The sequence below is a fragment of the Lysinibacillus sp. PWR01 genome (assembly GCF_043359455.1).
Classification (GTDB): Bacteria; Bacillota; Bacilli; order Bacillales_A; family Planococcaceae; genus Lysinibacillus; species Lysinibacillus fusiformis_F.
Map to the genome: position 1 here is coordinate 47,440 of NZ_JBHERJ010000051.1, position 14,204 is coordinate 61,643.

A 14,204-nucleotide genomic window follows, 5' to 3' on the forward strand; every position below is an offset into this window, starting at 1 on the left:
TGACAAATTACAATACTTCACAATCTATTCATTGTTCGATTCCGTTAAATTAATTCACCAAAATAGCTCCTGCTGGTGGATGCTAGGTACGCTTTTACTCATTGGCTTGCTTTGCTATAGTTTAGCGATTCGTTTTTTTGTAAAACGAGATTTACATCTATAATTCATAACCGCTACAGAGCAAGTGCTGTAGCGGTTTCCCATTAAATAGTAGCTACTACATTTCCTAAAAAGCTTAATAATCGAAAATGTAGAGCAACCATTTCTTCTACTGTTAAGTTCTCGTTCCCCTTGTCTAACCACTCCTGAATCACCCCTAAAATGGCTGATGCTATAAAGGCTTGTAAGTATTGCTGAAACTCTGGATCTTGTGCTTCCTTGCGGATAAGTGATAGTCTGTCCAAAATATGACTTCCGAAGATCGTTTTCATCTTTTGCGTAAATGCAGGACTCCCCTGCTCTCCTAATAACATACGAAAGGCTGGTGCGTGCTCCTTTATACACGCTATCACCTTGATAAACGGCTGATAGAGTTGCCCCATTTTTACTGTTTGAAAAGCATCCACAGGCTGAACATGTTTAACATAGCGCTCTAACTCCAGTAATAGCTCCTGCTGCAAATCCTCCATCACATCATATTTATCCGTATAATGTAAGTAAAACGTGCCACGATTGATTTCAGCTGCTAACGCTAAATTCTTTACTGTCACACGTTCAAAGCCTACCTCCTCTACTTGCTGGATAAAAACCCTTTTAATGGCTTGCTTCGTTTCAAAATTCATCTTTTCATGTACAGACACATATTTCCCTCCATTTACTTAACACTTGCTGGCAAACTGTTGTGAAGAGATAATGAAGTTGTAAACTTATTCTTAAGTAACAGTTCGGTTTACTATCTAATTAAATCATAATAAAATTGTAAATTATAATCCCAATAATCACCTTTATTCAAAAACGAAAAACTAATATATATAATAAAGTTGTAAACTGTCTATTTTATTATACTGAAGATAAAAATGTCGAACCCATTACTACACCTTACGATGTTATCTACAACGTACTGTAATTTTTAACATTGTCTACTTAAAGGAATAATAACAACTCACTCTTATCCCCATAGAAAAAACACCCCTCACTGATTGTTAGGTGTTCAATACCTGTTATCCAACGAAAGGTGTTTTTTGTTTATCTTAAATTATTATGTCAGTGCGTAGTATGGTAATATTAAAAGTAACCTTTCTTTATTTCATTGATTAATTCTATTCCTAGCTCGACGCTTAAATCTGTAAGCAATTTAACTTCCTCTTTAGTAATCCTTTCTAAATGGGTTCCACAGCAGATAGAAAAATTACCTGGAAACTCCTTTCTGAGCCGAATAGCTATCTCTTCAGTTATATAAAACTCCTTATGATTTTGAAGTTGAATAGTCTGTATGGGTTCAAGGCGTGCTCCAGCAGTAATCGTTCCTAAGTGTGGTCGATCTCCTCCTGAAATCATAACCACCAGATCGTCTCCCATTTTATAAGCATCTAAAATAATATGAATTCTTCCTTGATGTTTTTCTAAATGTAGCATTCTATAACATACCCTTAACTTCTTCTGAAAATATAGTTACTGAAATCTCCTACAATGATTTCATAAATACCTTTCTACCATTATGAATCTATTTCTAAAGATCTTAAGATTCATTTTTACAGTTCTACCTCATAACTATCCCATTTTAATTTAACTTTTGTCATAACCTCGCTTGGTATTTCTGCTTTCGGTAGTGCAGTTTCTTCACGCAACGCAATAATTCCTATTTTTGTGACAGTCCCATCTTCTACTACTGCATCTGCTCGATCAGTTCGAACTCCTGATACCATAAAAATATCTCTATGTGCTTTCATTCTTGCAGCAATAGCCCATTCTACATCTACTGGATCATGGATGTTAATATCATCATTCACAACAATGACTTGTTTAATCAAATTACAATGTGCAAAGGCTGCAAAAACTGCTTTTTGTCCCTCGCCTGGTTTCGGATTTGAAAGTGATATTACTAGGTGACAACGACCCATTCCACCTTCCGTAATAATGGCTTCTTTTATACTGGGTACAGCTTCTTTTATCTTAAGAAATGATGTTGTTTCAATTGCCATTGCTCCGATTAGAAAATGTTCATGGTATTTCCCAGGTAAGATAACCTGGTAATAAGGATTGTGACGATGAGTTATTGCTTTAACGTTTAGAACAGGACTTTTTCCATAATCGACATACATACCATGAAACTCAGATACTAATCCTTCTTGATGTAGTTCATCTGGAATAAATTCAGCTTCTATTACAACTTCTGACCCTTTTGGAACCTCAACGTCAACGGTTACACCTGGTGATAGTTGTAACGGCTCGTTCAACATACCACCAGCAATTTCAAATTCGTCAAAACCTAAAGTAACATATGCGTTTGCAGCAACCAAAACTGCTGGATGATTACCAATAGATATAGCTACTTCAAGTGTTTTTCCCAGAATTCGGGATTTTTCTAATAACTGATGCAAATGATGACTCGGTGACATACCTATCATTAATTTATTTGGACCTAGAATAAGTAGACGATTCATTGAGACATTTTTTTTGCCTGTTTCAGGGTCCTTTGCTACGACAATACCTGCTGTTATATAATGCCCCGCCTCTTTTTCAAAAAACGTTGTAATAGGTATATCTTTAAGAATGTCTATATTTTCTTTTTTAATCACCTCACGACAAGGTGCGTTCTCTACTAATACTGGTGCAATTGGATTTTCAATACCATTTTTTATATAGTTTAATGAGGCCTCTAACGTTTGATCGATTCCGCATGCTATCGCAAAATTTTTACGATCTACCAAGTTACCAATTACTTTTATAGTATGGTCTTTAATATTTTCAAAAATCACAGCAGAACGATTAGGGCATTGTGCTAAAACTGCTGCTAGCTCAAAATTCACATCAACTTGTCCTTTTACTTTTGTTACCCTTCCTGTTTTTTCTAATGATTGAAGTGCATCTCGCATGTCCTGTCCTACACTATTCAATTTAATACTCCTCCTCTATTTCGTCGTTACAATTAATTTATTCATAGGGACTCTATTGCAGCCAACGCTTAGATAAATTACTTTCAATTTCTAGCTGATCTAGTATGCGTGTAATTGTATGATTTACAATATCATCCAATGTATCTGGTTTATTATAAAAAGCAGGCATTGGAGGGCTAATAGAAACTCCCATTTGGGCAAGAGCCAGCATATTTTCTAAATGTATTTGATTTAATGGTGATTCACGAGGCATTAAAATTAGTTTTCTTTTTTCTTTTAAGATTACATCAGCAGCTCTCGTTAATAAGTTATCAGCTAATCCATATCGTATGGATGCAATAGATTTCATACTGCATGGTGCAACAATCATTCCATCTGTAATAAAGGATCCGCTCGAAATTAGTGCGGCTTGATTTGAATTAGAGTAAGTATAAGATGCGAGACCTTTAACTTCCTCAAGCGAGTAGTCTGTTTCTAGTTTGATTGTTGCCTCAGCCCACTTACTTATGATTAAGTGTGTTTCTACCTTCGCTCTCTTCAACGCCTCAAGCAACCTTATACCGTAAATAGAACCAGTCGCACCAGAAATCCCTAAAATTATTTTCATTGTTACCCCTCATCTCTTTATCTCTTTGAATACTAAAAGAATTTAAAACTGAAATACGCTTTGTTTATCACTAAATATTAGAAAATTATTTTTAGTACTACTTGAGTTATTTAGGTACATTTTCTAAAAAAACTACAACTATTTTTTAGTAAACAAATAGGCAAACTCAGATTTATAATCAATGACTACCGCATCCTTAATGAAAACTATAGACGTAGTCTAAATTAAACACACATACGAGTATGATGAATTTTAACCATTTATTAAATGGAATCTTTGAAATGCTATAAAAGCTATCAATGCTCCAACAGTAGGATAAATTAGATTGGAAAGCCCGTCTCCTAAGTTTGCTTTTTTTGTGCTGAAAAGACATCTTCCCATGTGAAATTTAACCCATTTTTTTCTCTAACCATTTAGTGATTGTCTTTTCCTCCTTAGAATAAGCAATACGTATATATACTTTCTCCCCCTATTAGCAATCTGACCAACTTCCAATAAATTTTTCTTTAAGCGATCCATATTAATTTCATAATTTGTCATCTTATCTTCCATCACAATGAACGCTTTTCTTCACTTCACATTTTTAAATAGAATAACATCACTTAAAAATTATTTTTAGCGGCGGAGCCTAAAATTGATTTCCTAAAAATTCGTTTTACAGTTGTATAATTCCAATCACAAACTGTACCACCACGGACTACAAAAAATAAAAATTCTTATAATCTCTGCACATATATTTCTTAATATAGGAATCTTAAAATATAGCTATAATGTTTTAATTAAAATGCTTGCAATGACGACAGATCCTACAGTTACTGTTGTAAAGCCACCAATTAACATAGGAGTTAAGATTTCATCTAGTATCTTTTTTTCTTCCTCTTTATTTCTACCTAAACTTCTACTAATCTCTTCACAGACAATGTAATCACCAGGGAAACCACCTAATGCTGTCAATGCAACAGGAATACCTTTTAAAGGATCCCATTTAAACAATTTTGAACCTATAAAACCTCCAATCAAGAGACCAATAATTCCAATAAATATAATCAAGAATGTTTCAGGAAGATAGCTAATAAACATTTCAAATGTGATGTCATTCATAGTTGCAATAATTAAAAATACGAGTCCCGCCATTCCAACGGTGAAAGCATTAGCACGTTCCATAACATGGTCTGGATAAAATCCAATCATTCTCCCGCCAAATCCCAGTGCTAGAGCCCATAAACTATATGGTATACCAGTATATTTATCTAGAACGACAGCAATCGCTCCTCCAATAAATAACTGAAAAAGTAGGATAAGATTAGTTTGGTATTTTTCAGGAATCCAAGAATTGTTTTTTTCCTCGACTTTGTCTATATTAATAATATCTAGCTTTTCTTTTCCCAAAACATTTGGTGTATCTGCTTCTATTGCAGCAGCTGTATAATTTTCAACATCTACTACATTTCGGAACTTTAATACATATCTTCGTAATAAATTTGCAGTAATAGGCATACCAAATAGTGATTGTAGTGACAAAATTAATGCTGATACCGTAACTAGGCCAGTTAAACCTACTTCCTTCAATCCTTGTGAAGTCACTAGAAAAGCAATCATCCCTCCTGTAAGTGGACCGGCACCTGCAATAGCCGTTTGATAATCATAAACAACCGAAATGATAAGAAGAATAAAACCTGCACTGAAAATAATTCCCATTAAAGAGATTCCAACAGCTCTCCACTGACTACGAATAGCTTTGAAAGGAATGAGGGTACCCATATGGATGATAATAGGGGCAGTTCCCAATACAATACCAATTTCAATAAAATTAGAATCACCAATTAAAGTCTTTGGTAAAATTCCCGTCCAAACTAGGATAAGATAACCCATTAAAGCAACTAAAAACATTGAAACTCTTGCTTTTGTAACTATAGAAATAATTTCCCCTAAAGCGATTAATCCCAAGATAATCATAGCTGCTACAACTGGTTCATGTATCATTTTCTTTACACCCCTTGTTTTTTATTTTAGATAGACTAAATAATGACCCGCTTTCTCTCAGACTGATTTTCCTAACAATTTAAAAGCTGATTGAACAAATAGCTCCACACCAATTGCTAAAGCATCTTCGTCAATAGTAAACCTTGGATGATGGTGCGGATAAACAATCCCCTTTTTCTGATTCCCTGCACCAACGAATATGAAGCAACCTGGTATTTCGTTTGAAAACGCTGAAAAGTCCTCACCGCTCATAAGTGCTGGTAGCCTTAGTAATGTCTCCTCTCCCCATACTTCCAATATTGTTTTTTCAATTACTGCTGTTACACTATCATCATTAATAACCGAACTGTATCCAAAGTTATATTTCATTTCAAACGTTGCATTATGTGCCTCCGTAACTCCTTTAACAATCTGTTCAACTAAATTTGGAACTTGTAGACGAAGCTCAGGGTTAAGATTTCGTACTGATCCACCAATAATAGCTGTATCAGGAATCACGTTATGGGCAGTTCCGCTATGGAATTTTGTTATAGATATTACAAGTTTTTCAAGCGGATCACAATTTCTCGAAACGATATGTTGAATGTTGCTTACTACCTGTGAACCTATGGCAATGGGATCAATAGTTAGATGAGGTTCAGAAGAGTGTCCCCCTTTCCCTTTAATTTTAATATCAAAAGTGTCACTTGATGATGTGGCTGGCCCATGGCAAAGCCCAATTTTACCAATTTCCACTGTAGACGATAGATGCATTCCAATCACTTTATCTACACCTTCTAGTACGCCTGCTTCTACCATTTCTTGTGCGCCACCTGGGAATAACTCTTCAGCATGTTGGAATAAAAAACGCACTTCCCCTTTAATTTGATTCTTAAGCTGTGTTAGGGTCTTTGCAACTCCAAGTAACATTGCTGTATGCCCATCATGTCCACAAGCATGCATAACACCTGAATTTTGTGAAACAAAGTCAAAATTATTCTCTTCATAAATTGGAAGCGCATCCATATCTGCTCGCAATGCAATCACTTTTCCTACCTCTGATCCAATTAATCGAGCCATCACACTTGTTTTTGTAGGACGTGAAACTTCTAAATTACCGAAATTCAGAAGTGTTTCATAAACAAATTGAGCCGTTTTTTCTTCTTGGAAAGAAAGCTCCGGATATCTATGAAAATGTCTTCTCCATTCAATTACTTGGTCTTTAACATCACCGATTAAATGATGTATCATTCCTTTTTGAGACACATACTCCAACTCCTTTTTTATTAATAACCCTATTTTAGGATTATATAAGGAAAAAAATCCTTAAATGAAGTATAGTTTGTCATCTCATTAATTTCAATATATTTTTTAAAAATTTTGAAATATGTATTTTTTCTATTACACTTGAGAAGAATTTGATAATAAAGTGCTATAAAAATGTTTTAAATCAAAATCACCATCTAATTAGATGTTTCAAAACTAGACAAAAGCCATCGAGAGAGATCTTCTCGATGGCTTTTGTCTACAGTCTGAAACGCGCATTTTGATCAAAATGAGCATTTATTTTTCCCTATTATACGACCTTTCAGTGATTTTTCTATATTGTTGGTAAAAAGCTACAAGGTGCCATGCCTTATTTTATAATAATATTGATATTGAAGAAGTAATAGCAAACACAAAATTATTTTGCAGATAGAAAAACGACTTATATATCCAATTAATAGGAATCTAAGCCGTCTTTTTCGTTCATTTTTATTTTCCCTTTAAACCCAGGTTATTTATTAAATCCGCTTCAATGCTTATACAGTGCAACAAAGCACTTTGATGTAAAAAGCATCTTTATGTCTTTTGACGTAATGCTGGGAACCTTACAGAATAGTATACAGAAAACAATATCTATTTATTCGCCTCTTGGTATACCCTCCATATATTCAGGTGCTTATAATAATTTATAAATTTTACTTGGTCTACCACGAGTAGCAGGGGCTTCTGAACCAATACATTGAGCCAAACCAACTTCACACATATCTGTTACTATGCGTCGAACATTTCGCTCTGTCATTTCAAGATATGTCGCTATATCTTTAGTTGTAAAACTACTCCATCCCATTTTTTCTATAAGGGCTATTAATTTTTTATATGTTTTCACACTTATATTTCCATTTTTTAATTTTTCAATTAAGATTTCATTTTGGGAACGGCTAGCATATTGTAGTTCCTGTTTTTTCCCTGGAGATTCTATAATTTTACCATCATCCTGGACAATCACAGTTTCGCGATTTTTCATCTCTTTTGACAATTTAATAGCTCTTAATGCATTGATCTCTGCTGAATAGGCTGTTTCACCAAAACCAATTCCAACCGCAACAGTAGTATCTGCCTCAAAAGCCAAATTTTGAACAGTATCTTCAAGTGACATAATCTCACGTTCAATGGCTCCACGTGAGCTATAAATCATATATCTTCCGTTGCCTTTTTCTGATACAGAACCATTTATTTTTTCACCTAGTTGAATGACCATCGCTTTTAAGCGTAGTTCTAAATACTGCAAATGATAAGGGGTTTTCATTTCCTCTGCTACTCTATTAAAGTATTCAATTTCAATTATTTCAACACCAATTTGTGTATCTTTAAAATAGGCTCCTTTTACTTTTTCAGAAAGAATTCGAAGCGTTTGTTGTATTTCCATTCTGCTCATCGACATGCGATAGGCTGGTACTCCTTTCTTCCTTAAAGCTTCACACACTGATGGAAAACAAGTTAAAACACCTTCTATTTTTCCCTCTTTCCATAATTGAAAATGAAAACTCAGCAATTCATTCGTATCAACATTTAGATCAAACATCTTCGTATATATCTCTAGAGGCTTCATATTTACCTGTGACCAAGCTTCCTCACTAATATTGTTAGAAAACATTGTATCGATGCTTAATTTTTCAATAACTTTTCCCTGTTGATAAATCATTTCTATAAAAGATTTATAAAGACCTGATTCCGTCGCAGGAACATAAACCATTATTTGATCTGTTTGTACCTTTTTCTTTACAATTTCATATGGCAGTGGACCAGTAAACAGCCATGCATGCACACTAGATTTATTTTCTTGTATAATATTCTCTACTTCTTCAGTTCTTATATAGTGAAATGGGATGAACTCGAAATCATCTTTGTATTCATCTGCCAAATCCAAAACCTGTTTAATAGAAGAACTTAAACCAACTAATCCTATTTTATACATTTTATATTCTACTCCCTCAATATAGAATTGCATTATATAAAAAATCTACATATCCTAAACAATCCTGTTCCTGCTAAGTTCTACTGAAAAAGAGCTTATATCAATATTTTTGTATCTTATGAATATCTATATTTTAACTAATCATAAATAATATATTCTTCTAGTAGAATCATTTCTTACTTAGAGAAACAAGGAGATATATTAACTAAATATTTGTTACCATAGCATACATTTTAAAAATATAGCTAATTCTTCTATAATAATTTTGGGTACAGTAAATAAGTAAGTTCGTTATAATATTAACTTTAATTTTTATGCCTCTATCTAATATTGTAGCTTATTTCTTATTAGTATAAGAATTTTATAATGCATTCAAGCTTAAAGAATTTAATACAATAAAATGACTAAAAGGGAATATTTGGGTTATAATTTGAGCAATGAAAGAACGTATAACTGTTGCTAAAGAAGGTATGAGCTGAGCCCTATTTTATGGACAGTTTAATAAAAAGTACCTTTACAGACCAAGTTGCGATTAGATAGTCGCTATATTCTGTCGGATCCGAATATATGTGAAATTAAACAACCAGTCGCCAGTTCGGTACCGACAACTAGTTGGATAATGCTTTTTTATCCTTTTCTTATATATTGGGGTCAGTCCCAATTCATTACATAGCTCTAAATTATAAATCTAAACAACATAATCGCTTGCCCCATTTATGATAAGACTCCCCTTCAGAATTATTTTTTAGAAATCCGCATATAAACACCATTCACATAACACTTTATGGAGAGTGCTGAATACTGCCACAAAAAATCCGTATACTCTTTCAATCATTAAAACATAAAAAATTTTTTAGGTCAGGAAACTTTCTAGTCATTAAAATCCCTAAATACCCCTTATTTCATATAAGTATGATGCGATTTTTTGATAACCACTATCTTTTACTGTTAATGATAATAGACTAAAACAGCAAGCTTACATATTTCCCTCCATTTACTTAACACTTGCTGGCAAACTGTTGATTGTATTTGCTCACATGCTACCGTAAAATTTTTATCAAATCAACATTGTGTTCAGTGAAGGAGTGAGGTCCATATGGGCAACCAGGCAATCTCTATTAAATCTCTTGAAAAACGATTTCAACAAAAGCAAGTTATTGCCCCCCTTTCTTTGGATATTCCTAAGGGACAGCTAATGGGCTTACTTGGTCCGTCAGGCTGTGGTAAAACAACGCTAATCAAAATGATTATGGGGATGCTAAAGCCTGATCATGGCACTATTCAAGTGTTAGATTTGGATGTTCCACATCAGCAATTATTGAATGATATCGGCTATATGGCACAATCAGATGCACTTTATACAGATTTAACTGGTGAAGAAAATCTACATTTTTTCGCTAAGCTTTATTCATTATCGAAGGCGGAACGAATAGAAAGAGTTGCCTATGCTGCTAGCCTTGTTCGTTTAACAGATGACTTACGACTTAAAGTGGTAAATTATTCAGGAGGAATGAAACGTCGATTATCCCTTGCTATTGCCCTTATTCAGAATCCTAAACTATTAATCTTGGATGAACCGACAGTGGGAATTGATCCTGTCTTAAAAAAGGAAATTTGGCAAGAACTTATTCGTTTAAAAGATCAAGAACAAAAAACGATATTAGTGACGACGCATGCGATGGATGAAGCAGAAAGATGTGATCAATTGGCCATGCTGAGAAGTGGGCATATTATTGCACAAGGTACACCACAAGAGTTAAAAGATCATTATCAAGCAAAAGATTTTGATGAGGTGTTTTTAAAAGCTGGAGGTGACGTTCAATGAGAATAGGTGCTATCGTCACAAGAATCATCCAACAAATGAAACGAGATAAGCGGACACTTGCTTTATTATTTTTAGCCCCGCTTCTTGTCTTGTCCTTAATGTATTTTATTTTCAATAGTAACGAGGCTTCTGTCACACTTGTGGTCTCTAATGCGCCCGCCCCATTGATCGACAAATTGAAAGAGACTGATTTTACTATTATCGAGGACAATGCTTTTTCAAAGAAACAGCTACAGGATAAAGAGTATGATGGTTGGCTAGCAATAGAGCAAAATGATAGTAAGTTAACTTTATTAAATGATGACCCTTCTCAGGCAAAGGCATTAACGATGCAACTGGCACAAGTTTTACAGCCAACACAAACCTCTATAGGCAGTATGGAAACGGACTATATTTATGGTGATAAGGATACGGCTATTTTTGATATATTTAGTCCTATGCTCATTGGTTTCTTCGTGTTCTTCTTTGTCTTTTTAATTACTGGCATTGCCCTATTAAAGGAGCGTACTTCAGGAACATTGGAGCGTTTACTGGCGACACCTATTAAACGCTCAGAAATTGTAGCAGGCTATATGGTCGGTTATGGTTTATTTGCCTTCCTGCAAACGATTATTATCGTCCTGTTTGGTATTTATGTGCTAGATATTGTCCATGTAGGCTCCATCTGGCTTGTCCTACTCATTAATATGGTGGTTGCCCTTGTATCGTTATCCTTAGGTGCATTGCTATCTAGCTTTGCTGCTTCAGAATTTCAAATGATGCAGTTTATTCCACTTGTTATTGTTCCTCAAGTATTCTTTTCGGGTATTTTTCCGCTCGATAGTATGGCGGAATGGCTTCAAAATATTGGACGCATCATGCCTCTTTACTATGCTGCTGACGCATTGAATGGCGTTATGTATAAAGGTTATTCATTTCCTGATATTGTAATGAATCTCAGCATTCTTGCTTGTTTCGCCATTGTTTTCATTACGTTAAATATTATCAGTTTAAAAAAATATCGTTCGTTGTAATCAAACCTTAAAAGTTCTGCTATTTGAAAAGCAGAGCTTTTTTTATGGAATTAAAATAACTAAAAACAGGAAATATAACCAATTTAATTGAAGTGAATGGTCGACTTTCATTATAATTATTTTATGGTGAAGAATTAACCGAAAAATAAAGGTGTGTGAAGATGACGACTATTTTGGAAATACAAAACATCTGCAAACAATACAACGGGAAAAAAATTTTAGAGAATGCATCATTTTCAATTGCTACCAATCAAATCATTGCCCTCGTCGGAAAAAATGGTTCTGGAAAAAGTACTTTACTCAAGATTATTGCAGCGTTCATTAAACCAGACAGCGGTACCATTGTGAAGCATAAAACGTCTTTAAAAATTGGCTATGTACCAGAAGTAACGCCTTCTCATATTTTATTTACGCCTGAAGAATATCTTTATCACATGGGCTGTATACGAGGTATGGCTAAAAAGCAGCTTTTGCAGAAGATAGAAGAATTGCTTGAAATGTTTCAGCTAAAAGAGGAAAGAAATACAAGGATTGTCCATTTTTCTAAAGGGATGAAGCAAAAGGTGATGATTATGCAAGCGATGCTAGAAGAAACTGATCTACTGATAATGGATGAACCATTGTCAGGACTTGATGCCAAGGCACAAAATGAATTCGAACAAATTCTAGCTAGAGTTAGAAACAAAGGACTAAGTATCATCTTAACCTGTCATGAAACCAAATTACTCGAAAACCTTGTAGACTCCGTTTTACTTATTCAAGAGAATGCAATCATTCAAGCAAAGGAATTCGATAGTAATCCAACTCATCGATTAATTTTTGAGATTGCTAACCTATCATTACTCGATGAAATCATCCCTTCTATGGAGATTCAACAAAATCAACTTTTAGTGAATGGACATTATGAAATAGTGACGATTGTTCCAGCAAAGGATTCAGATCAAATTTTACTGAAATTATTACAACAAAATGCCTCTATTAAATATTTAGCTACTGTCCACCACAAAAAAGAACAATTCTCTTCTCATTTTTGAAAGGAGGAATCGAAAAAATGAGCAGTTTATTGCGTTATCAATTTATAAATTATTTAAGAACCTATCAATACGTTCCACCTTTTACAATCTTCATTCTATGTCTTATCGTTAATTATACTTTTGTCCCTAATCCAATATTAGATAGTTATTCATTTACATCGCTTTTGCTCTTTTTTTTAATGGGCTGGTTTACTGTTACATTATTTCATGCTGAAGATGAAGGACAAAAAATGATTACTACCCTACATACGAAAAAAAAAATAGACTACAATTTAGGGATATTCATTATTTGTGGGCTGATTGCCTTTAGCTTAAGCTGCGTTTCTGTCATGTATCCAATCCTAATAGATGCATTTTTCGAGAAACCCAAACTATTACATATTTTACTAGGTTTCTTGTCTCATTTTAGTTTATCGTTACTTGCCATTGCACTCACTTCTTTATTTACTAGAGAACTTGTGAAAAATAGACGAAATACGTGGTGGGGTGTAATTTGCATCCTTATTATTTCTGTCGTAATCGCTACTTTAAAAGATACTATTCTAACTGGGCTTCTTTGGTTACTTCCACCTGTTCATTTTTCATTAGAAATGATGAGTGTTGGCGATCAAATTGAAGTTATACCCAACGTTTTTTACTGGCAATATGCATGGATTATAATTTATGCATCCTTTATCATTGTTTTGTTTTTTTTCCTAGTCAATCGAAGAAAATGATTTAGACTTCTTAATAAGGAGAGATAGTTTTAATGAGGAATATCAAAGTTTTAATTGTTGAAGACGAAAATGATATAGCTAATATTATAAAGGACTACTTAAGTGTTAATCAGTTCGATTCACATATTGTAAGAACAGGTCATGAAGCGCTCCATTATCTACAAGAGTCTAAACCTGATTTCATCATCCTTGATCTTTCTCTACCTGATTGTGATGGCATCGAAATATGCCGTAAAATCCGTGAAAATAGCAATGTTGCGATTCTTATTTTAAGCGCTCGAGGTAGTGATACTGATAAAGTACTGGGATTAGGATTTGGAGCAGATGATTATATGACAAAACCATTTTCTCTAAGTGAACTTGTCGCAAGAATAAATGCTCATTTACGAAAACAGGATAGATGGCTTCATCCTAATGGTGGTCAGATAGGAATGGATGTGATTCACATAGATAATATGGTCATAAATAAACAGGAATATATTTTCTTACGTGATAGCAAAACTATTCCCCTGTCAGCAAAAGAGTTTGAATTATTATTTTTTCTAGCTAAAAATAGAAATCAAGTTTTCTCTAAAAGTCAGTTACTTGATGCCGTTTGGGGTTATGACACCTACGGAGATGAAAATACAATTACGGTTTATATTAGAAGACTACGAGAAAAAATTGAAGTCAACCCTTCTAGTCCTTTTTATCTTCAAACAGTTTGGGGAGTTGGCTATAAATTCAGTACGCCCAATCACTCATAGGAGA

General features: G+C 34.1%; 12 protein-coding genes. 5 read left to right on the forward strand and 7 right to left on the reverse strand.

Going from position 1 to position 14,204, the window contains the following annotated elements:
* Positions 1 to 203: 203 nt before the first annotated feature.
* From ACEVFT_RS09925 to ACEVFT_RS09955, 7 genes are all read right to left on the reverse strand, one after another.
* Positions 204 to 800, reverse strand: a complete 597-nt coding sequence (locus tag ACEVFT_RS09925) for a TetR/AcrR family transcriptional regulator (protein WP_342442845.1) — start codon at positions 798 to 800, stop codon at positions 204 to 206.
* Between the two features lie 424 nt (positions 801 to 1,224).
* Positions 1,225 to 1,575: a prenylated flavin chaperone LpdD gene (gene lpdD / locus ACEVFT_RS09930; RefSeq protein ID WP_393949497.1), complete on the reverse strand. Its 351-nt coding sequence runs from the start codon at positions 1,573 to 1,575 to the stop codon at positions 1,225 to 1,227.
* Positions 1,576 to 1,691: 116 nt separating this feature from the next.
* Positions 1,692 to 3,056, reverse strand: coding sequence for a UbiD family decarboxylase (locus ACEVFT_RS09935; RefSeq protein WP_393949499.1), 1,365 nt, complete (start codon positions 3,054 to 3,056; stop codon positions 1,692 to 1,694).
* A gap of 52 nt (positions 3,057 to 3,108) precedes the next feature.
* Complete coding sequence (locus ACEVFT_RS09940) at positions 3,109 to 3,663, reverse strand: UbiX family flavin prenyltransferase (RefSeq protein ID WP_393949501.1); 555 nt, start codon at positions 3,661 to 3,663, stop codon at positions 3,109 to 3,111.
* A 765-nt stretch (positions 3,664 to 4,428) separates the two neighbouring features.
* Positions 4,429 to 5,646 carry a hypothetical protein gene (locus tag ACEVFT_RS09945; protein WP_393949503.1) on the reverse strand — a complete coding sequence of 406 codons (1,218 nt, stop codon included), beginning with the start codon at positions 5,644 to 5,646 and terminating at the stop codon, positions 4,429 to 4,431.
* A gap of 57 nt (positions 5,647 to 5,703) precedes the next feature.
* Positions 5,704 to 6,876 carry an amidohydrolase gene (locus ACEVFT_RS09950; protein WP_393949581.1) on the reverse strand — a complete coding sequence of 391 codons (1,173 nt, stop codon included), beginning with the start codon at positions 6,874 to 6,876 and terminating at the stop codon, positions 5,704 to 5,706.
* 691 nt (positions 6,877 to 7,567) lie between these two features.
* The gene (locus ACEVFT_RS09955) at positions 7,568 to 8,866 is read right to left on the reverse strand and encodes a helix-turn-helix domain-containing protein (protein ID WP_393949505.1); all 1,299 of its coding nucleotides are present in this window, start codon (positions 8,864 to 8,866) and stop codon (positions 7,568 to 7,570) included.
* Positions 8,867 to 9,962: 1,096 nt separating this feature from the next.
* Here ACEVFT_RS09955 and ACEVFT_RS09960 point away from each other — a divergent pair.
* The 5 genes from ACEVFT_RS09960 to ACEVFT_RS09980 all read left to right on the forward strand — a co-directional run bounded on the left by ACEVFT_RS09960 (position 9,963) and on the right by ACEVFT_RS09980 (position 14,200).
* Entirely contained in the window at positions 9,963 to 10,691 is a 729-nt protein-coding gene (locus tag ACEVFT_RS09960) for an ABC transporter ATP-binding protein (protein ID WP_205442209.1), read from the forward strand.
* A complete protein-coding gene (locus tag ACEVFT_RS09965; RefSeq protein WP_393949508.1) occupies positions 10,688 to 11,704 on the forward strand; it encodes an ABC transporter permease in 1,017 nt (338 codons plus the stop codon). Before ACEVFT_RS09960 ends, ACEVFT_RS09965 begins: the two co-directional genes overlap by 4 nt.
* Positions 11,705 to 11,865: 161 nt before the next feature.
* Entirely contained in the window at positions 11,866 to 12,738 is an 873-nt protein-coding gene (locus tag ACEVFT_RS09970; RefSeq protein WP_393949509.1) for an ABC transporter ATP-binding protein, read from the forward strand.
* Positions 12,739 to 12,755: 17 nt separating this feature from the next.
* Complete coding sequence (locus tag ACEVFT_RS09975; protein WP_393949510.1) at positions 12,756 to 13,454, forward strand: ABC transporter permease; 699 nt, start codon at positions 12,756 to 12,758, stop codon at positions 13,452 to 13,454.
* Positions 13,455 to 13,486: 32 nt separating this feature from the next.
* Positions 13,487 to 14,200, forward strand: coding sequence for a response regulator transcription factor (locus tag ACEVFT_RS09980; protein WP_393949512.1), 714 nt, complete (start codon positions 13,487 to 13,489; stop codon positions 14,198 to 14,200).
* Positions 14,201 to 14,204 lie beyond the last annotated feature (4 nt).